This is a genomic window from Methylobacterium sp. CB376, from assembly GCF_029714205.1.
Lineage (GTDB): Bacteria > Pseudomonadota > Alphaproteobacteria > Rhizobiales > Beijerinckiaceae > Methylobacterium.
Genome location: NZ_CP121648.1, coordinates 6,259,567 through 6,278,006, shown reverse-complemented (window position 1 = coordinate 6,278,006; position 18,440 = coordinate 6,259,567). Strand labels below are relative to the sequence as shown.

Genomic DNA, 18,440 nt, shown 5'->3' with positions numbered 1-18,440 from the left:
GCCGGCCGGGCAGGATGAGGGCAGCTCACGGCGCGCACAGGACTCGGCTGGATGGTTGGGCGCGGCCGCGCCGGCCGCCCGGAACCGCGCTCCACCGGCCGCACACGGTGACGGTCGCCCATTCACGGCCGGATCGGACCGGCGGGGGCGCCGCTCCGCCGGATCCACTCCCCCCGCTTCATTGCGGCGGCCCGTCGCAATCCTGGCGGAACTGGCCGAATCTCGCGCTCGTCTGCCGACCGCTCGCGCTCATTCGGCGCGCGGCGGGGCACTCTGCTTGCCAGAACTCCGCCTCTGCTCTCCTGTATCCCGTCTGTCTTTAAGGTACGCTCGCCCGTTGGTTGACCGGCAAGCTCGACAATAACACAGATTTCATTGCCGGCCATGCCTCCTTTCGACCTTGCGACGATGCCACGATTGGCCTTTTATGGCGCCGCCGGACTGTTCTGACGGGAAGGGGGACCGCCCAGATGGCAATAGATCAGGTTCAGGGTGCGCCGCCCTCCTCCGGGCCGCTCGAGCGCGACGCCCGCCTGGTGTCCAGCGACCACAAGGTCTCGCCGAACGAGATCGCGATCGGCGTCATCATCGGCCGGGCCGCCGAGTATTTCGATTTCTTCGTGTTCGCGATCGCCTCGGTGGTGGTCTTCCCCAAGGTCTTCTTCCCCTTCGCGGAGCCGCTGACGGCGACGCTCTACGCCTTCGCGATGTTCTCGCTGGCCTTCATCGCGCGACCGATCGGCTCGGTGATCTTCACCGCCATCGACCGGCGCCACGGCCGCGGCGTCAAGCTGACGGCCGCGCTGTTCCTGCTCGGCTTCTCCACGATGGCGATCTCGTTCCTGCCGAGCTACGAGCAAATCGGCCCCTGGTCCCTCTACCTCCTCGGGATCCTGCGGTTCGGGCAGGGCCTCGCCCTCGGCGGCGCCTGGGACGGGCTCGCCTCGCTCCTCGCCCTCAACGCCCCGATCGAGCGCCGCGGCTTCTACGCGGCGCTGCCCCAGCTCGGCGCGCCGATCGGCTTCATCGTGGCGAGCGTGCTGTTCGCCTTCTTCCTGCTCAACCTCTCGGAGGGCGACTTCATCGACTGGGGCTGGCGCTACCCGTTCTTCTGCGCCTTCGCCATCAACGTGGTGGCGCTGTTCTCGCGGCTGCGGCTGGTGGCGACCGAGGAATTCGCGAACCTGTTGGAGCGGCGCAGGCTCGAACCCTCGCCGATCCTCCCGCTGATCCGCAGCCACGCGCGCGAATTGCTCATCGGCGCGCTGATCCCGCTCGCGAGCTTCGCGCTGTTCCACCTCGTCACGGTCTTTCCGATCAGCTGGATCACGCTGTTCACCCAGCGCTCGGCGGGCGAGTTCCTGATGGTGCAGTGCTCGGGCGCCTTCATCTGCGCCGGCGCGGTGCTGGCCTCGGGCCTGATCGCCGACCAGATCGGCCGGCGCAGGCTCCTGATCCTCTCGGCCGGCCTGATCGCGATCTTCGCCATCGGCAGCACCATCGCGCCCCTGCTCGTCGAGGAGAACGCGATCGGCCAGACCATCTACGTGAATGCCGGCTTCGCCCTGCTCGGCCTGTCCTACGGGCAATCCTCCGGCGCCGTGACCGCGCGGCTGGAGCAGCGCTACCGCTACACGGGCGCGGCGCTCACCAACGACCTCGCCTGGCTGCTCGGGGCCGGCTTCGCGCCGCTGATCGTCCTGTTCCTGTCGGCGCGCTACGGGCTCGCCTGCGTCGGCCTCTACCTCCTGTCGGGGGCGGTCACCACCCTGCTGGTGCTCACCCTCTCCCGGTCGGAGATCCGGCAGGTCTGAGCCGCGGATGCCGACAGCCCCCACCCATCCGGTGCCGGTTCGCCGCCTCGGGCGGCGACGGAGAATGGAGTGACCGCCCTCGCCATGCCGTCCGTCCCCGCTCCCGCCGCCCCCTCCCCCGCCGCCCGCGCGGCCCCGCCCGCCGGGCTGGGCGCGGCCCTGCGCGCGGGGCTGCGCGCGGGCGCGCTCCTCGCCGTCGCGGGATCGCTCGCGGGCTGCAACCTCGTCGTCATGAATCCGTCCGGCGACGTGGCGATCCAGCAGCGCAACCTCATCCTGGCCTCCACCGCGCTGATGCTGCTCGTCATCGTGCCGGTGATCGCGCTCACCTTCGTGTTCGCGTGGCGCTACCGCGCCTCGAACCACGACGCGCCCTACGATCCGGACTGGCACCACTCGACCCAGCTCGAAGTGGTGATCTGGACCGTGCCGCTCCTGATCATCATCGCGCTCGGCGCCATGACCTGGGTGAGCACGCACACCCTGGATCCCTACCGCCCGCTGGCCCGGATCGGGCCCAACAAGCCCGTCCCGCCCGGCATCGACCACCTCAACGTCCAGGTCGTCGCCCTCGACTGGAAGTGGCTGTTCCTCTACCCGGACCTCGGCATCGCCACGGTCAACGAGATGGCGGCGCCCGCGAACGTGCCGATCGCCTTCAAGATCACCTCCTCGTCGGTCTGGAACACCTTCTACGTCCCGGCGCTGGCCGGGATGATCTACGCCATGCCGGGCATGCAGACGAACCTGCACGCGGTGATGAACCACGAGGGCGACTTCCGCGGCCAGTCGGCGCATTACAGCGGGTCCGGGTTCTCGCGGATGAACTTCGACTTCCGCAGCCTGAGCCAGCAGGGCTTCGACGCCTGGGTGGCGAAGGTGAAGGCGTCCGGGACGGCGCTCGACCGCGCCGCCTACCTGGCGCTGGAGAAGCCGAGCGAGGCGGATCCGGTCCGCTATTACGGCCGCGTCGAGAGCGGCCTCTACGACGCGATCCTGGGGCTCTGCGTCGAGCCCGGCCGGATGTGCGTCGCCGAGATGCACCACATCGACAAGGCGGGCGGCGCCGGCCGCGACAGCGAGGCGAACCGCGACAGGCTCGACTACGACAACCGCCGGCTCGAGAGCGGCCACGAGCCGCCCGGGGCCACGGCGCCCGCCTCCGGGCGCCCGCCGCTCGGCTCCGTCCAGCCCGAGGGCATGAAGCCCCGCGACCAGGAGCTCAGCCGCGGCGGCATCAACCCACCCCGGGGCGAGCCCGGACCGGGCGGCGGCGTCGCCCCGCCCGGCAGCGGGGAGCCGGCACCGGCCCAGCTGAACGACCGGCCCGCCCAACCCCACCAGCACTGATTCCGACGAGCGTCCGCATGGTCTCGAACCTCGATCTCCAGCAACTGATCTTCGGGCGCCTGACGCTCGACGCGATCCCGTACCACGAGCCGATCCTGGTCGGGACCTTCCTGGCGGTGGCGGCCGGCGGCGTGCTGCTGCTCGGCGCCATCACCTGGCTCGGCCAGTGGGGCTACCTCTGGCGGGAATGGTTCACCAGCGTCGATCACAAGAAGATCGGCATCATGTACGTCGTGCTCGCCATCATCATGCTGCTGCGCGGCTTCGCGGACGCGCTGATGATGGTCACCCAGAAGGCGCTCTCGGTCGGCGCCTCCGAGGGCTACCTGCCGCCGCACCATTACGACCAGGTCTTCACCGCCCACGGCATGATCATGATCTTCTTCATGGCGATGCCGTTCGTCACCGGCATCATGAACTACGTGATGCCGCTGCAGATCGGGGCGCGCGACGTCGCCTTCCCGTTCCTCAACAATTTCAGCTTCTGGATGACGGCCGGCGGCGCCGCGCTCACGATGCTGTCCCTGTTCGTCGGCGAGTTCGCCCGCACCGGGTGGCTCGCCTACCCGCCGCTCTCCGGCGCCGCCTACTCGCCCGGGGTCGGGGTCGACTACTACATCTGGGGCCTGCAGGTCGCGGGCGTCGGCACCACCCTGTCGGGGATCAACCTCATCGTCACGATCGTGAAGATGCGGGCGCCCGGCATGAGCATGATGAAGATGCCGGTCTTCTGCTGGACGACGCTCGCCAGCAACGCCATCATCGTCACGATCTTCCCGGTCCTGACCGCGACCCTGGCCCTGCTCGCCCTCGATCGTTACGTGGGAACGCACTTCTTCACGAACGATTTCGGCGGCAACTCGATGCTCTACATGAACCTGATCTGGATCTGGGGGCATCCGGAGGTGTACGTGCTGGTCCTGCCGGCCTTCGGGATCTTCTCGGAGGTGGTCTCGACCTTCTGCGGCAAGCGGCTGTTCGGCTACACCTCGATGGTCTACGCCACGATGGTGATCGCGCTGGTGTCCTGGCTGGTCTGGCTGCACCACTTCTTCACCATGGGGTCGGGCGCCAACGTCAATGCCTTCTTCGGCATCACCACCATGATCATCTCGATCCCGACCGGCGCGAAGGTGTTCAACTGGCTGTTCACCATGTATCGCGGGCGGATCCGGTTCGAGACGCCGATGATCTGGGTGATCGGCTTCATCCCGACCTTCGTGCTCGGCGGGCTGACCGGCGTGCTCCTGGCGGTGCCGCCGGCGGACTTCGTGCTGCACAACAGCCTGTTCCTGGTCGCCCACTTCCACAACGTGATCATCGGGGGCGTGGTGTTCGGGCTGCTCGCCGGGGTGAACTACTGGCATCCCAAGGCCTTCGGCTACAAGCTCGATCCGTTCTGGGGCAAGGTCTCGTTCTGGTGCTGGCTCATCGGCTTCTGGACGGTCTTCGCGCCGATCTACGCGCTCGGCCTGATGGGCGTGACGCGCCGCACCCAGCACTTCGAGGACCCGGCCGTGCAGCCCTACCTGACCGTGGCGGCGGTCGGGGTCTTCATCATCCTGGCCGGGATCCTGGCCTTCGTGGTCCAGATCGTGGTCAGCTATCTCCGGCGCGAGCAGCTGCGCGACCTCACCGGCGATCCCTGGGGCGGGCGGACGCTCGAATGGTCGACCACCTCGCCGCCGCCGCCCTACAACTTCGCCTTCACGCCCATCATCCACGACCACGACGCCTGGTGGGACATGAAGCGGCGCGGCCACGACCGGCCCATGCAGGGCTTCCGGCCCATCCACATGCCCAGGAACACGGCGGCCGGCGTGGTCCTGGCCGGCCTGAGCACGGTGCTGGGCTTCGCGCTGATCTGGTACATCTGGTGGCTGGCGGCCTTGTCCTTCGTGGCGCTGATCGCCACCGCGATCCGGCACACGTTCGACCACGACCGGGACTTCTACATCCCGGCCGAGGACGTCGTCCGGCTCGAGAGCAGCCGGCCGGCGCAGCTGGCCGAGGGGGCGTGACCATGCACGAGACCACCGCTCCGCCCGGCGCCACCGCGCCGGTCTTCTACGAGACCGAGGAGCACGCCCACGGCGACGGCGGCACGCTGCTCGGCTTCTGGGTCTACCTGATGGGGGATTGCCTCATCTTCGCGGTCCTGTTCGCCACCTTCGGCGTGCTGGGCCGCAACTACGCGGCGGGCCCGTCCGGGGCCGACCTGTTCGACCTGCGGCTCGTCGCGCTGAACACCAGCCTGCTGCTGCTGTCCTCCATCACCTACGGCTTCGCCATGCTGGAGATGGACAAGGACCGGCTCGACATGACCCGGCGCTGGCTGATCATCACCGGCCTGTTCGGGGCGGGCTTCCTGATGATCGAACTCTACGAGTTCGGCCACCTGATCCACGAGGGCGCCACGCCCCAGCGCAGCGCCTTCCTGTCCGCCTTCTTCACGCTGGTCGGGACGCACGGGCTGCACGTGACCTTCGGCATCGTCTGGCTCCTCACCCTGCTGGCGCAGCTGCGGCGCTACGGGCTGGTCGCCGAGACCCGGCGCGGGCTCCTCTGCCTGTCGATGTTCTGGCACTTCCTCGACGTGGTCTGGATCGGCGTCTTCACCTTCGTGTACCTGATGGGAGCCATGCGATGAGCGCGGTGGCGCAGGCGGACCTTCCGCGCAAGGCCCACGACGCGGGGGCCGGGGACGGCGCGCACGGGAGCGCCCACCATCCCGGGGGGGCGCATGGCAGCTTCCGCGGCTACGTGACCGGCTTCGTGCTGTCGGTGATCCTCACCGCCATCCCGTTCTGGCTGGTGATGGCCAACACCCTCGACGACACGCTGGTCACCAGCATCGTGATCATGGCGCTCGCGGCGGTGCAGATCGTGGTCCACATGATCTACTTCCTGCACATGAACACGAAGTCGGAGGGCGGCTGGACCTTCATGGCGCTGGTCTTCACGCTCACGCTGGTCGTGATCACGCTGGCCGGGTCGATATGGGTGATGTACCACATGGACCAGAACATGATGCCGATGTCGCCGCACGAGGCGCTGCAGCGGCCCTGACCGGCCGGCGCCCGACGGGGCGGCGGATCGCCGCCCTGCTCGCCTTCGACGCGGCGGCGCTCCTCGTCGTGGCCGGGCTCGTCGCCCTCGCGGCCTGGCAGGTCCATCGCCGCGCCTGGAAGCTCGACCTGATCGCCCGCGTGGAGGCACGGGTCCACGCGCCCCCGGTCCCGGCGCCCGGTCCGGCGCGCTGGGCGCAGGTCACGGCCGCCTCGGACGAGTACCGCCGCGTCGCCGCGACGGGCCGGTGGCTGCCGGACCGCGCGACGCTGGTCCAGGCCGTGACGGAGCTCGGCGGCGGCGCCTGGGTCCTCGCGCCGCTCGCGCGCGACGACGGGACGGTGATCCTCGTCAACCGCGGCTTCGTCCCGGCGGACCGGCGCGACCCGGCCGGCTGGCGGCCCCTCGCGCCCGGCCCCGTCACGGTCGAGGGGCTGCTGCGCCTCTCCGAGCCGCACGGCGCCTTCCTCCAGGCGAACGACCCGGCCGCCGGGCGCTGGGTGTCCCGGGACGTCGCCGCCATCGCGGCGGCGCGCGGCCTGTCGCGGGTCGCCCCCTACTTCGTCGACGCGGCGCGCGCGCCGGGCGAGACCGGGCTGCCGGTCGGCGGGCTGACGGTGATCGCCTTCCCCAACAACCACCTGGTCTACGCGATCACCTGGGGCACCCTCGCGCTGATGGCCGCGGCCGGGGCGCTCACCGTGACCCTCGACATCCTGCGGCCCGGCCTGCTCCCGCGGCGGCTCGGCCTGCGGGAGAGCTGATCCGGGATCCGGTCGATCAACGCGGATCCCGGATCGCGAGCCCGCGCGGCGCCTGAGCGACGCCCACATCCGCCATCCCGAAGGGATCGAGCGGATGTGGGATCAGTCGCCCGAGCGGACCCGGGTGCGGCGGTTCCGCTTGGGGCCGGCACCCCGGCCACGTCGCTGCGCCGGACCGGCGACGCCCTCGGCGACGGGGCTCAGTAGCCCGCGCCGCCCGCCCCGCCGCGCCCGCCGACGCCGCCGCCGATGCCCGCACCCCCAGCCCCGCCGGCTCCGCCGCCCGGTCCGGCCCCGGCCGCCCCGCCGCGGCCGCCGATCCCGCCCGAGCGGCTCGGCCCGTCGGCGCCCGCCCGCCGGCTCGCGGACCCGTCGCGCCGGGAGCCGCTCCCGTCGGGCGGGGCGAGGTCGTCCCGGCACTCGGTCGGCATTCCCTCGCCCGGGGGCAGGCCCTCCTCGGGCGGCGGGAGCAGGTCCCGGCAGGATCCCGCCGGCGACTCCGCCAAGTCCGAGGGCGCGACCGCGCCGCTCTGGCCGCCGCGGCCGCCGGGCAGGCCCGGGAAGCCGGCACCGTTGCCGCCCCGCCCCGGCTGGCCGGGCTCGGCCGCGGTGCCGAACAGCACGGCGCATTCCTCGGGCCGGTGCGGCGAGCGCGCCTCGGTCGGCTGCCCGGTGAGCAGCGCCGCGCAGTAGCGCCGCAGGGCGAGACGCTCGGGCTCGCCCGCGTCCCGGCCCGGCGCGCCGATCCGGCCCGGCGCGCCGCCGCGGCCGCCCGGCAGTCCGGGGAGGCCGGCACCGTCGCTCGATCCGGCCGGCGTCGCGGCGGGCTCGCGCGGCGGCGAGGAGACCGGCGCGGCCTGGGCCAGCGCGGCCGCCCCGAGGAGGCCGGCGAGCCCGACGGCTCCGAGCGTCGCGGTCAGGGCAGAGATCATCCTCATCGGTGTGCCTCCCATGCGATGACGAGGCCCGTGATCGGGCCCGCGAGGCGGTCATCGCGTCCGCTCGCGGACCCGGATTCGCTCGGCCGCGGCGGCGTCCGACGCCGCCGCGGCCTGTACCGAGGATATCGGCAGGGCTCAGTAGGAGTTGCCGCCCTGGCCGCCGGCCCCGCCGACGCCGCCGTAGCTGCCGTTGCCGCCGGCCCCGCCGCTGCCGCCCCGGTTGCCGTAGCCCGCGGCCGAGCCGCCGCCGCCGCCCGAGCCGCCGACGCCGCCATGGCTGCCCATGCCGCCGCGCCCGCCATTGCCGCCCTGGCCCCCGTAGGCGCCCGAGCCGCCGCCGCCGCCGCCGCCGCCGGCCCCGCCGTAGTAGCCGCCGCCGCCGGCCCCGCCACCGCCGCCGCGCCCGCCGTAGGAGCCCGAGCCGCCCCAGCCGCCGCCGCCGCCGGCCCCGCCATAGGCCCCGGTGCCGCCGCGCCCGCCATTGCCGCCGCGCCCGCCGTGGATGCCGTCGCCGCCGCCGCCGCCCATGCCGCCGTAGCCGCCGTAATAGGCGCCGCCGCCGGCCCCGCCGCTGCCGCCCTGCCCGAAGGCGAAGGCCTGGTGCGAGAGCGCGAACATGCCGACCGCCGACATGATGGTGATCATCGTCTTCTTCATGGTGCTCTCCTGTCGTGTCGCGTGTGATGGGTTGTCCGATCGAGGGGGTGCGCTCCGAAATCCCGGATTTCGGCCGCGTTTCAGCATTCGGGACGAGCGCTCTCGCCCCGTCGTTCAATCCAGACGCTGACCTGTTCTTGCCGCCGGCGCCCCACTGCGATGGGGTTAGTTCCGAGATGGCTGCATGATCTGCTTTGTTGTGTTAACCATGCTCTATTCTGACTGAATGAAGACTGAACGCTGTTTATTTATTCAGTTCAGAGATCGCGTCTGCTTGTCGGTACTGTGTCCGAGCAGGATCCGGAAGTGCCCGGCGGGGCCGGGCACCGTGACCGGCGCGCTTTGCGCCGGCCGAATCCTTCTGCGTGCTGGTCGTCGTGAGCGGTCCACCCGAAGGTTGCCCCCTGTTCGACCCGGTCCGGGTTCGCCTGCGGGAGACCGTCGGCACCGACAGCTGTAGGACCTTCGCGCGGCCCCGTGTGTGCCGGCCCGCACGCGGCACCGGGGCCGGGCGCGCGCCCTCAGGGCTGCAGGCTGAACGAGAGACGGGTGCGCAGCACGACGGCGTCGTTGTCCCGCCCGGCCGCGACGGCGCGGCCCGCGCCGGGGAGCGCGGCGCCGCTCGCCCGGAAACCGTAGTAGAGCCCCTCGACCCCCGCCGTCAGACGGTCGGTGAGGCGCGCCTGCAGGCCGGCCCCCGCGACGAAGCCGACCTGGGTGTCCGCCGCGCGCAGGGCGAGGGCCTGCCCCCCCGCGCCGCCGGCGCCCCCGGGCCCGGCGACGAGCGGGCCGCCATTGCCGCCCGGGCCGCCATTGCCGGCGAAGACCAGCCGAACCCCCTCGTCCCGCGCCAGCCCGAGGCCGGCCGTGCCGTAGAGCAGGAGGTCGCGGTCCAGCACCCAGCCGAGGCGCCCGCGCAGGCTGCCGAGGACGCGGTGGTTGGCGTCGGTGCCGGCATCGATGTCGGCCTCGGCGCCGTAGACGAGGCGGGCGCTCTGCGCGTTCGCGCCGAGATGCAGCCCGCCGAGCGCCGAGGCGCCCCGCTGCAGGGCCGCGAAGGCCACGGCGCCGCCGCCCCCGCCGCCGCCGTCGATGCCGCGGGTACCGGCCCCGCCGGCCTCGCCGTTCGCCAGGGCCGCCGCGGCGAGGCGGGTTCCCGAGGGGCTGTAGAGGGCGCCGAACTGCGCCCCGAGATAGAGGCCGGCCCAGGAAGGCGCGGCGCCCCAAGAGGGCGCGGCGCCCCAAGCGGGCGCGGCGCCGAAGGCGGGCGCGGCGCCCGGCCCCTCCGCCGGGTCCTCGGCCCCGAAATGGTAGGTCAGGCGCCCGCGCAGGGTGAGCGCCTCGCGCGGGATCCCGGGGCTGCCCTTGTCGAACAGGAAGTAGAGGGCCTCGACCCCCGCCCCGACCCGCGGGGTGAGCCTGACCTCCAGCCCGGCGCCGCCGGCGAAGCCGAGGCGCGTCGCGCCCGGCTGGGAGATTGTGAGCGTCCCGAAGCCGTTGCCGCCCGCGCCGCCCGCGCCCCCCGGCCCGGCATTGCCGCCGTTGCCGCCGTTGCCGCCGACGAAGACGCCGAGCCGTCCCCCCGGCGCGGAGAGGATCCCGAGGCCGGCCGTGCCGTAGACGAGCGCGCGCCCCGTCGCGACGCCGACGCGCCCCCGGAGGCTGGCCAGCACGTCGTCGAGCGGCCCGGCGGCGCTGAGGTCGCCCTCCACCCCGCCGACGAGGTCGCCCCGCTGCCAGTTGTAGCCGGCATGGACGCCCTCGAAGATCGTGCGCCCCTCGACGGTCCCGGCGACGATCCCGGTCCGCCCGCCGCGCCCCCCGAACACGGTCGGGGTGAGGCCGCCGCCGTCGCCGCTGACGAAGGTGCGCCGGCCCTGGCCGGTCGCGAACCCGCCCGTCTGCGCGCCGAGATAGAAGCCGGACCAGTCGAGGGCGATGGCGGGAGCGGGCGGCACCGGGCGGGGCGCGAGGTCGGCGGCGCGGGCCGCCTGCCCGCAGGCGAGCGCTGCGCCGGCCAGTGCGGCCACCCGAATACAAGTCGTCATCGCCCGTCGCGCCCCACCGAGAACTCCCGGGACAGTGTCTCCGACCCCGTCCCGGCAGGGAACAGGCGTCGGGATTTGCCGGCATCTTTGTCCGCGGCTGCGTCCCGGGAGCCACGATCCCGGGGGCGGGAGATCGGCGGTGCCCGAAAAGCGCATGCGCGAAGGAACATCTCGACGCAGCGTCAGCTTCTCCCCGGCGCACGCGCGCACGACCGGAGACGCGAACGATGTTCATGAGGCTCGATCGCCTGCAGGCCGAACTGCCCCAGCCCAAGAGGCCCGATCCGAACGCCGCCGCCGCCCTGCAGGAGCTGCTCGGCGGCAAGTACGGCGAGATGTCGACGCTCGGAAACTACATGTTTCAGAGCTTCAATTTCCGCAACAAATCGAAGCTGAGGCCGTTCTACAGCCTGGTGTCGAGCATTTTCACCGAAGAACTCGGCCATGTCGAGCTGGTCTCGACCGGCGTCGCCCTGCTCAACAACGGCCCCGGTGACCAGACCGAGCAGGTCGATATCAGCAAGGCCCCGTTCGAGGACATGAAGGACGCGCGTCTGGCCGGCTCATTCCTGTCGAATGCGGGCGGCGCCATGCCGATGAACGCCAACGCCGCGTCCTGGAACATGGACATGGTGACGACGACCGGGAACCTGATCATCGACCTCCTGCACAACTTCCATCTCGAATGCGGCGCGCGGCTCCACAAGCTGCGGGTCTACGAGACGCTGTCCGACCCGACGGGCCGCGAGGTCTGCGGCTACCTGCTGGTGCGCGGCTCCGTCCACGCCCACGCCTACGCGCTCGCCCTGAAGAAGCTGACCGGGGTCGAGATCGAGAAGATGCTGCCGACGCCCAACATCGATCTCGGCCGCGTCCCCGAGTGCCAGAAATACCTGCAGGAGGGCTCCCACCGGCGCCTCTACACGTTCGGCTCGCCGGATTACCCGGAGATGGCGGGGGTGTGGTCGAACGACGAGGTGGCACTGCCGGGCGACCCGCCCGGGCCGCTGGAGATCGTCGACGGACCGCCGCAGGGCGGCAAGATCCCGGAGCTCGACGGCAATTACGGGGCCTTCGCGCCGGATTACGCGCCGCAGGAGATTTTCGAGATCGCCAGCAAGCTCTACCAGAAGAGCCGGTGATCCGCCGCGGCGGGCCCCTCGTCCCGCCGCGCCCGTCAGGTCCAGTAGAGGAGCCGCGCCTGCGGCAGCCGCGCGGCGAGGAGCGCGCCGATCTCGGCGCGCAATTCGGCCATCTGCGGCTTTGGGAGGACGTACTTCACCGACCCGAACTTGGTCAGCTTGCGGCTGCGCTCCTCCTCGCGCATCGGCAGGTCGGAGCCCGGATACCAGCCCTCCAGCACGGTCTTGGAGCCCGGGGTGAAGCGGTGGGTGATGCATTCCGCCGTGAGGTCGAGGTCCGGCACCCCGGCCAGCGCCGCGCCGATATCGGCGAGGAGCGCGCCGTAGGCGTCGCGCCAGCCGGGCAGCGGCAGGATCGGCGCGAGGGTCAGGCCGACCGGGTAGCCGGCCAGGGCCGCCTCCCGCATCGCGGCGAGGCGGGCCGGCAACGGATCGGTGCCGCCCTCGTAGCGCGCCGCCGGCGCGGCGTTGAGGGAGAAGCGGATGCGGGTGCGCCGCGCATGCGCGAGGCCGAGCAATGGCGCGACCGCGGCGAACTTGGTGGTGAAGCGCAGCTGCACCGGGGCGTCCCAGGCGCCGAAATGCCGGATCGTCGCGGAGAGCGAGCCGGTCAGGTGCTCGATCGCGAGCGGGTCGGTGTAGCAGGAGGCCTCGAAGGTCGTGCCCTCGGCGGCCCGCGCCTCGCTCGCGGAGGTGACGCCGCCGGCCCCCGCGTAGCGCGGCAGGACGGCCAGGATCTCGTCGAGATTGGCGTAGGCGCGCGTCACCGGGGGGCCCTGGAGCGAGCCCGCGAGGTAGCAGTACTGGCAATGGGCCGGGCAGCCCTCGGCGAGGTCGAGGCGCCAATCGGCGCTGGGCGGGATCGGCTGCAGGGCCAGCCTGGAGGGCGGCGCGGCGACGACCGCCAGGGTGTTCTTGGCCTCCCGGTAGGCCCGCCGCGGATCCTCCGCGCCGAGGCCGGTGAGGCGGTTGCCGCGCAGGCGCTCGACCGGCAGGCCGAGCGCCTCGAGCCGCGCGACCATCTGGCGGCCGTGGGCGTGATCGAGGGCGGCGGGCGTGACGAGCACCCTCTGCGGGCGCCAGAGCCGGGCGCGGGGCGGAAGCCGGATGGTCATGCGGGCGAACGCCGGCCGGGCGGGCCGGGATCCCGGCGTCCCGGTCGCGGCGCCCGGCGATCGACCGGGATGCGCCGCCCCACCAAAGCGTCGTTCCGCCTGTCGGTGCCGAAGGGGTCAGCGGTTCGGCGGCGAACCGAAGCACCGCGTCGGCGAAACCTGATGCGACACCAGGAGACCGAGCAGAATGGCCCCGTGCAAGTCTGCTAAGGTGCCGCCCCGCCCCCGTCGCCCCGAGGGACCGTGCTCGAACTCGCCGTCGCGCTCCTGCTCATCCTCCTCAACGGCGTCTTCTCCCTCTCGGAACTCGCCGTGGTGTCGGCCCGCAAGGCGCGGCTGCAGGTCATGGCCGAGCAGCGCCGGGCGGGGGCGCGGGCGGCGCTCGCCCTGGCGGAGGAGCCGGGGCGCTTCCTCTCCACGGTGCAGATCGGCATCACCCTGATCGGCGTGCTCGCCGGCGCCTTCTCGGGCGCGGCGCTCGGCCAGCATCTCGCCGAGTTCCTGCAGGAGGCCGGCCTGTCGCCGGGCCTGGCCCAGCCCGCCGGCTACGGGGTGGTGATCGGCCTGATCACCTACCTCTCCGTGGTGGTGGGCGAACTCGTGCCGAAGAGCCTCGCCCTGCGCCATCCCGAGCGGATCGCCTGCCTCGTCGCCGGCCCGATGGCCGCGGTGTCGCGCGCCGCCGGCCCGGTGGTCTGGCTGCTCGACGCCTCGACCCGGCTGATCTTCGGGCTGTTCGGCGCGGCGGCGGAGCCGCCCGAGGCGGTGACCGAGGAGGAGGTCCGCGCCGTCGTGGCCGAGGCCGAGACGGCCGGCGTGATCGAGACCGACGCGCACCGGATGATCGCGGGCGTGCTGCGCCTCGCCGACCGCACCGTGCGCGGCGTGATGACCCCGCGCACCGAGGTGACGCGCCTCGACCTCACCGACAGCGAGGCGGCGATCCGCGACACCCTCCTGCGCACGTCCCATGCCCGCCTCCCGGTCGGGGAGGGCCGCCAGGACGAGATCCTGGGCATCGTCCAGGTGCGCGACCTGCTGCCGGACCTCCTCCAGGGTCGGCCCCTCGACCTGCGGGCGCATATCCGGGCGGCGCCGGTCGTGCCCGACCGGCTCGGCGCCCTCGACGCCCTCGCGGCCCTGCGCCGAGCCGAGGTGCCCATCGCCCTCGTGCACGACGAGTACGGCCATTTCGACGGGGTGGTCACCCCGGCCGACATCCTGGACGCCATCGCGGGCGCCTTCCGGGCCGACACGGACGATCCCGACCCGGAGGCGGTGCGGCGGGAGGACGGGTCCTGGCTGCTGGCCGGGAGCATGCCGGTGGACGAGATGGCCGAGCAGCTGCGCGTCCCCCTGCCCGAGCGGCGCGACTACGAGACGGTGGCGGGCCTCGTCATCGCGCACCTGCAGCGGCTGCCCCGCGCCGGCGAGGCCATCGACGTGGCCGGCTGGCGCTTCGAGGTGGTCGACATGGACGGGCGGCGCGTCGACAAGGTCCTGGCCACCGCCAAGGCCGCGGCCAAGCCGGAGCCGGACCTGGCCTGACCGCCCCCGCACGGGCCGAACCGGAGGGCCCGCATCCACCGCCCGCACGCGGAGCACGGCGAGATCCTGACGGCGATCCCGGAGGGCGGCGCCGCCGCGGCCCGGCGGATGCGCGCATGCGCGACGCCGCGAGCGCGCGCGGCCGCCACGGGGCCGGGCACACGACCGGGCGAGCCGATGTCCGGACGATCGGTTCGGAGCGTCCCCGGCGCTCAGGCCGCCCTGGCCGGGCGCGCGGAATCCGCCACGTCCTGCGAGAGCGTCCCCGCCTCGCGCTGATACTCCGACACGGCGCGGGTGACGAAGGCGAGCTGGAGCTTGAGCGCCTCGACCGGCGACTTGCACCGGCCGATCGCCGCGACGTGCTCCGACTGCGCCTGCAGCCGCCGGGCGGCGAAGCTCAGGATCTCCGCGCTCAGCCGGAACGGCAGGTCGACGCCGAACGACGTCCAGAGGGCGGCGTCCGGGATCAGGCCGGACCAGGGATCGCCGGCCCCGAACGCGCGTGAGGTCTCGCCCCTGTTGGTCTCGCTCGCCATGGTGTCCTCCCGTCTTCGCAGGTGAGTGGTGACACGGCGGACGGGCCGGGCCTTGACCCAGATCAACCCGACCGTGCGCTTCGGGCCGGTCCGCGACCCTGGCGGGCGCGATCGCCCAGCCGACCGCGCGACGGCGGCGCACCCGCGCGCGGCGCCGCATAGGCCCCTCGCCGCGCGGCCGCGACGCAGCCGCCGGGCAGGAGGGCGAGGAGCGCCGGAGCGAGCCGGGCCGAGGGCGGCCGGACGGGAAACCGGGCTGTCGGACGCGTCGTTCGGGACTCCGCGAGCCGGTCCTGTCGGCGCCTCCCGGCGCGCGGCTCTCGGTGCGGATGCTGGGCCGCGGCAGCGCAGAAAAGGAACGCATAGTTCCGATGGTGGTCAGATGAAAATCGAATGACCGCGGCGCGCGCCCTCCCGGGGCCCGGCGCCCCACGCGGCCCCGGGGCGGGCCGCGACGGCCCGCGCCCCTCCGGCGCGGTGCCGGCGAGCGGCGTGGGCGGCACCGGGACGATCGAGGCCGTTCAGGGGACGGGCGGCTTGGGCGCCGGCCCTGCGCCAGGCGGGCGTGGAAGAGACTATATTCCTATGTCAGGCGAAACCTGCGGACCATGACCACTCCGCAGGAGTCGCAGGCCTCCTTGAACTTCTCCAGGCGCTCGGCCGGGACGAAGGCGTGGTTCCAGGCCAGCTCGTCGAACACGACCTCGCCATCGTGGATCGCCAGGTCGGGCCGCAATCTGAAGTCGAGGTAGTTCACGTCCGCCAGGAAGGCCCTCAGGGCCCCCCGCTTGGCGGGCCCGACCACTTCGGCGAAGACGAAGGGCCGATCCCGCCTGATCGTCTCGCGCGCGCCGCCGAGGAAGGCGTGCTCGTGCCCCTCGATATCGACCTTGATGACGGCGATCCGCTCGCGGATGTCGAGTTCGTCGAGCGTCCTGACCGCGACCCGGACCGTCCCGTGGACGGCCTTGAAGTCGTGCTCCAGGGACGCGCTCGTCTCCAGCAGGCCGTGGCTCGGATCGGGGAGGTGGAGCGTCGCCTCCCCCGACACGTCGCTGAGGGCGAGCTCGTGGACGGTGACCCGGTCGGTGAGCCCGTTCGCCGCCAGATTGCGTCTCAGCACCGCGACCAGGGCCGCGAGCGGCTCGAACGCGAGGACCGTGCGGTCCTCCGCCAGGATGCCGGCCATCACGGAATAGACCCCGGTATTCGCGCCGACATCGACGAATATCCCCTCGCTGCGCAGGTACGTCGCCATCATCAGGAACGGAAGCGGCGGTTCGTACGCGCCGGCGCTGACCTGATGTCCAACGAGGTCCATGCCGCCCGCCGCATCGAGGTAGAAGTGCTTTCCGGCGAAATCGACCTTCGTCATGCCCATCCTGGTCTTCCTCTGCGTGAGCGAGGCGGTCGCGCGGACGCGTCGACCGGCTCCCGGCCGGTGCCGGCCGGTTCGGCGCGCCCGGACCGGGACGGGCGGAGGGACGGGCGCGAGCGACCATCCCGCTCCCCCGCGTCCCCGTCGCGGGCACGGGACGTCATCCGGTCGCGCGGCCGGCGCGATGATCACCGGCCTGCGGGCCGGCCGAAATTCACATGAGTTACAACCGCGCGCCATTCGATCGGGTATTTCACCGCCGTGTCGTGCTATGCCTGTCCGGCCTGGAGTATTCCAAATCGTTCAGATGAGGCGAATTTTCAGCAGTTTACGACTTGCGCTCGGAAAAATACGGCGTCCTTCGGCGAAGGACGGGGTGAGCGACTTTGATGAAAATTTTTACTATACGCTCTACCCCGACCTTCATCACCTCACCGGCCGGGGCGAGCTGCTCGAACATTATCTCCGGCACGGCCGCCGGGAGGGGCGGCAGAGCAGCGTCGAGGGCTATCTGGCCGATCTCAGCGCCGAGCACGGCCCGCTGCCGAAGGATTTCCGCCCGAGCCTCTACCGCGATCTCAATCCTGACCTCGCGTCGCGGTTCACGGAGGACTGGCAGTTCATCGCCCATTACCTGCGGCACGGACGCGAGGAGAAGCGGCCCTACGCCCTCGACATTGCGTCGGACGCCGACGCCTTCGCGCGCGTCGCGGTGCGGGACGGTGACCCCGAGGCCGCCGATGCCTTCGCGGCCTTCCTGCGGCAGCACGGCCTGGTGCCGGGATCCTGGCTGCTTCGGTTCGACCTCGCCCAGTTCGTCCAGCTGAATGCCGATTGGATCGGCCCCCCGCCGCGGGTGCGGGCGGAGGGACTTCGTCTCTTCGTGGAGCAGGGCATCGCGCGCCTGGCCCCGATCCACGCCGAGGCGATGTTCGATCCCGCCTTCTACCGCGCCGTGTACCCGGTCGAGGACCTCCCCGACGACGCGTCGCTCTATCGGCACTGGCTGTGCACCGGCATCGAGCGGGGCTTCGCGCCGAACGAGTCCGCCCACCTCGCCGCCCTGATCGGCGAGACGGTCTTCCCGCGCTGCTTCGATCTCGCGGGCTACCGGGCCGCGCTGCCCCGGGGCGCCGCCCTGCCGCGCACGCAGGTGCTGGAGCACTGGCTCGATTTCGGGTTCCCGGCGGGTCGTCTCGACGTGGTGTCCGGCCCCGACGAGGCCGCGTTCCTCGGCCTCGTCGGGATGCGGGAATTGCTGCGCCAGCGCTTCGCGCTCGCCCGCCGGGCCTACGACGAGGCGATCGCGCGCGGCGGCCCGACCGCCCGCCGGCTGCACGGCCGCGGCGAGGCCGCGCGGGCCCTGGGCGACCTCGCCGCCGCGGCCGCCGATTACGCGGCCGCCGCGGCCGACCCGCGGTCGAGCCTCTGGAGCCACATCCACGCCGCCGAGTGCCTGGCCGCCACCGGAGATCTGCCGGCCGCCTGCGCGCAGGTCCGGGCGTCGTCGCCGCGCTGGATCAAGGACGCGCGCTGGCGCGAGGCGGGGCTCGGCATCCTCGGCCGGGCCTTCGACGCCGCCTGCGAGGCCGCCCGCGCGGAGTACCGCCAGGGCCGCCGCGCCGAGGCCGACGCCCTCCTGGACGAGGCCCTGAACCGGCTCGCCGCCGACCTCCCCCTCGCCGCCCCCTTGCCCGTCCCCTTGCCCGTCCCCTCGCCCGTCCCCTCGCCCGTCCCCTCGCCGCGGCCGACCGTCGCCATCCTGGCCAACCTCGACCTGCCCCAGTGCGTCCACTACCGCGTCGAGCAGCGCCGCCGCCAGCTCGAGCACGCCGGATGGACCGTCCGCGTCTTCCCCCGACCAGGCCCGGGCCTTCCGCCAGGCCCTGCACACCGCCCGCGCCGCCCTCTTCTACCGCCTCCCCGCCTTCCCCGACATCCTCCACAGCATCCTCTACGCCCGCGCCCTCGGCCTGCCCACCTTCTACGACGTCGACGACCTCATCTTCGACGCGCGCTGCTACCCCGACCCCTTCGACAGCTTCGAGGGCCAGATCTCCCCCGAGGACTACGTC

The 18,440-nt window shown here is 72.6% G+C and carries 15 protein-coding genes; 8 read left to right on the top strand and 7 right to left on the bottom strand.

Going from position 1 to position 18,440, the window contains the following annotated elements; all coding sequences use genetic code 11:
* Positions 1 to 470: 470 nt before the first annotated feature.
* The 6 genes from QA634_RS28955 (at position 471) to QA634_RS28930 (ending at position 6,997) form a co-directional block, all read left to right on the top strand.
* Positions 471 to 1,814, top strand: coding sequence for an MFS transporter (locus QA634_RS28955; protein ID WP_012335403.1), 1,344 nt, complete (start codon positions 471 to 473; stop codon positions 1,812 to 1,814).
* 69 nt (positions 1,815 to 1,883) lie between these two features.
* On the top strand, positions 1,884 to 3,164 hold the full coding sequence (cyoA, locus tag QA634_RS28950) for a ubiquinol oxidase subunit II (protein ID WP_012335402.1): 1,281 nt from the start codon (positions 1,884 to 1,886) through the stop codon (positions 3,162 to 3,164).
* Between the two features lie 17 nt (positions 3,165 to 3,181).
* Complete coding sequence (gene cyoB / locus QA634_RS28945; protein WP_012335401.1) at positions 3,182 to 5,185, top strand: cytochrome o ubiquinol oxidase subunit I; 2,004 nt, start codon at positions 3,182 to 3,184, stop codon at positions 5,183 to 5,185.
* Positions 5,186 to 5,187: 2 nt separating this feature from the next.
* A complete protein-coding gene (gene cyoC, locus QA634_RS28940) occupies positions 5,188 to 5,814 on the top strand; it encodes a cytochrome o ubiquinol oxidase subunit III (RefSeq protein WP_012335400.1) in 627 nt (208 codons plus the stop codon).
* Positions 5,811 to 6,233 (top strand): cytochrome o ubiquinol oxidase subunit IV, encoded by a 423-nt coding sequence (gene cyoD, locus QA634_RS28935; RefSeq protein WP_012335399.1) that lies wholly within the window; start codon positions 5,811 to 5,813, stop codon positions 6,231 to 6,233. The genes cyoC and cyoD overlap by 4 nt, the downstream gene beginning before the upstream one ends.
* Complete coding sequence (locus tag QA634_RS28930) at positions 6,164 to 6,997, top strand: SURF1 family protein (protein WP_265576448.1); 834 nt, start codon at positions 6,164 to 6,166, stop codon at positions 6,995 to 6,997. Before cyoD ends, QA634_RS28930 begins: the two co-directional genes overlap by 70 nt.
* Positions 6,998 to 7,197: 200 nt before the next feature.
* Here QA634_RS28930 and QA634_RS28925 read toward each other — a convergent pair whose 3' ends face one another.
* The 3 genes from QA634_RS28925 to QA634_RS28915 all read right to left on the bottom strand — a co-directional run bounded on the left by QA634_RS28925 (position 7,198) and on the right by QA634_RS28915 (position 10,643).
* Complete coding sequence (locus QA634_RS28925) at positions 7,198 to 7,935, bottom strand: hypothetical protein (protein ID WP_012335397.1); 738 nt, start codon at positions 7,933 to 7,935, stop codon at positions 7,198 to 7,200.
* Positions 7,936 to 8,073: 138 nt separating this feature from the next.
* Positions 8,074 to 8,595 (bottom strand): hypothetical protein, encoded by a 522-nt coding sequence (locus tag QA634_RS28920; RefSeq protein WP_012335396.1) that lies wholly within the window; start codon positions 8,593 to 8,595, stop codon positions 8,074 to 8,076.
* A gap of 521 nt (positions 8,596 to 9,116) precedes the next feature.
* Positions 9,117 to 10,643: an outer membrane protein gene (locus QA634_RS28915; protein ID WP_265576447.1), complete on the bottom strand. Its 1,527-nt coding sequence runs from the start codon at positions 10,641 to 10,643 to the stop codon at positions 9,117 to 9,119.
* 227 nt (positions 10,644 to 10,870) lie between these two features.
* Here QA634_RS28915 and QA634_RS28910 point away from each other — a divergent pair, with 227 nt between their 5' ends.
* Positions 10,871 to 11,785, top strand: coding sequence for a manganese catalase family protein (locus QA634_RS28910; RefSeq protein WP_012335394.1), 915 nt, complete (start codon positions 10,871 to 10,873; stop codon positions 11,783 to 11,785).
* Between the two features lie 35 nt (positions 11,786 to 11,820).
* Here QA634_RS28910 and QA634_RS28905 read toward each other — a convergent pair whose 3' ends face one another.
* Entirely contained in the window at positions 11,821 to 12,900 is a 1,080-nt protein-coding gene (locus tag QA634_RS28905; RefSeq protein ID WP_012335393.1) for an SPL family radical SAM protein, read from the bottom strand.
* Positions 12,901 to 13,143: 243 nt separating this feature from the next.
* Here QA634_RS28905 and QA634_RS28900 point away from each other — a divergent pair, with 243 nt between their 5' ends.
* Positions 13,144 to 14,448 (top strand): hemolysin family protein, encoded by a 1,305-nt coding sequence (locus QA634_RS28900; protein WP_012335392.1) that lies wholly within the window; start codon positions 13,144 to 13,146, stop codon positions 14,446 to 14,448.
* 212 nt (positions 14,449 to 14,660) lie between these two features.
* Here QA634_RS28900 and QA634_RS28895 read toward each other — a convergent pair whose 3' ends face one another.
* The 3 genes from QA634_RS28895 to QA634_RS28885 form a co-directional block, all read right to left on the bottom strand.
* Positions 14,661 to 14,987 carry a phasin family protein gene (locus QA634_RS28895; protein WP_012335391.1) on the bottom strand — a complete coding sequence of 109 codons (327 nt, stop codon included), beginning with the start codon at positions 14,985 to 14,987 and terminating at the stop codon, positions 14,661 to 14,663.
* Positions 14,988 to 15,570: 583 nt separating this feature from the next.
* Complete coding sequence (locus QA634_RS28890; RefSeq protein ID WP_012335390.1) at positions 15,571 to 16,368, bottom strand: FkbM family methyltransferase; 798 nt, start codon at positions 16,366 to 16,368, stop codon at positions 15,571 to 15,573.
* A 325-nt stretch (positions 16,369 to 16,693) separates the two neighbouring features.
* Positions 16,694 to 18,196, bottom strand: a complete 1,503-nt coding sequence (locus tag QA634_RS28885) for a hypothetical protein (RefSeq protein ID WP_283026973.1) — start codon at positions 18,194 to 18,196, stop codon at positions 16,694 to 16,696.
* Positions 18,197 to 18,440 lie beyond the last annotated feature (244 nt).

What these genes read in the sequence shown, in the direction of transcription:
- QA634_RS28955 (WP_012335403.1), top strand. Translation starts at nt 471, where the DNA reads ATGGCAATAGATCAGGTTCAGGGTGCGCCGCCCTCCTCCGGGCCGCTC.
- cyoB (WP_012335401.1), top strand. Translation starts at nt 3,182, where the DNA reads ATGGTCTCGAACCTCGATCTCCAGCAACTGATCTTCGGGCGCCTGACG.
- cyoC (WP_012335400.1), top strand. Translation starts at nt 5,188, where the DNA reads ATGCACGAGACCACCGCTCCGCCCGGCGCCACCGCGCCGGTCTTCTAC.
- cyoD (WP_012335399.1), top strand. Translation starts at nt 5,811, where the DNA reads ATGAGCGCGGTGGCGCAGGCGGACCTTCCGCGCAAGGCCCACGACGCG.
- QA634_RS28930 (WP_265576448.1), top strand. Translation starts at nt 6,164, where the DNA reads ATGGGTGATGTACCACATGGACCAGAACATGATGCCGATGTCGCCGCA.
- QA634_RS28925 (WP_012335397.1), bottom strand. Translation starts at nt 7,935, where the DNA reads ATGAGGATGATCTCTGCCCTGACCGCGACGCTCGGAGCCGTCGGGCTC.
- QA634_RS28920 (WP_012335396.1), bottom strand. Translation starts at nt 8,595, where the DNA reads ATGAAGAAGACGATGATCACCATCATGTCGGCGGTCGGCATGTTCGCG.
- QA634_RS28915 (WP_265576447.1), bottom strand. Translation starts at nt 10,643, where the DNA reads ATGACGACTTGTATTCGGGTGGCCGCACTGGCCGGCGCAGCGCTCGCC.
- QA634_RS28910 (WP_012335394.1), top strand. Translation starts at nt 10,871, where the DNA reads ATGTTCATGAGGCTCGATCGCCTGCAGGCCGAACTGCCCCAGCCCAAG.
- QA634_RS28905 (WP_012335393.1), bottom strand. Translation starts at nt 12,900, where the DNA reads ATGACCATCCGGCTTCCGCCCCGCGCCCGGCTCTGGCGCCCGCAGAGG.
- QA634_RS28895 (WP_012335391.1), bottom strand. Translation starts at nt 14,987, where the DNA reads ATGGCGAGCGAGACCAACAGGGGCGAGACCTCACGCGCGTTCGGGGCC.
- QA634_RS28890 (WP_012335390.1), bottom strand. Translation starts at nt 16,368, where the DNA reads ATGGGCATGACGAAGGTCGATTTCGCCGGAAAGCACTTCTACCTCGAT.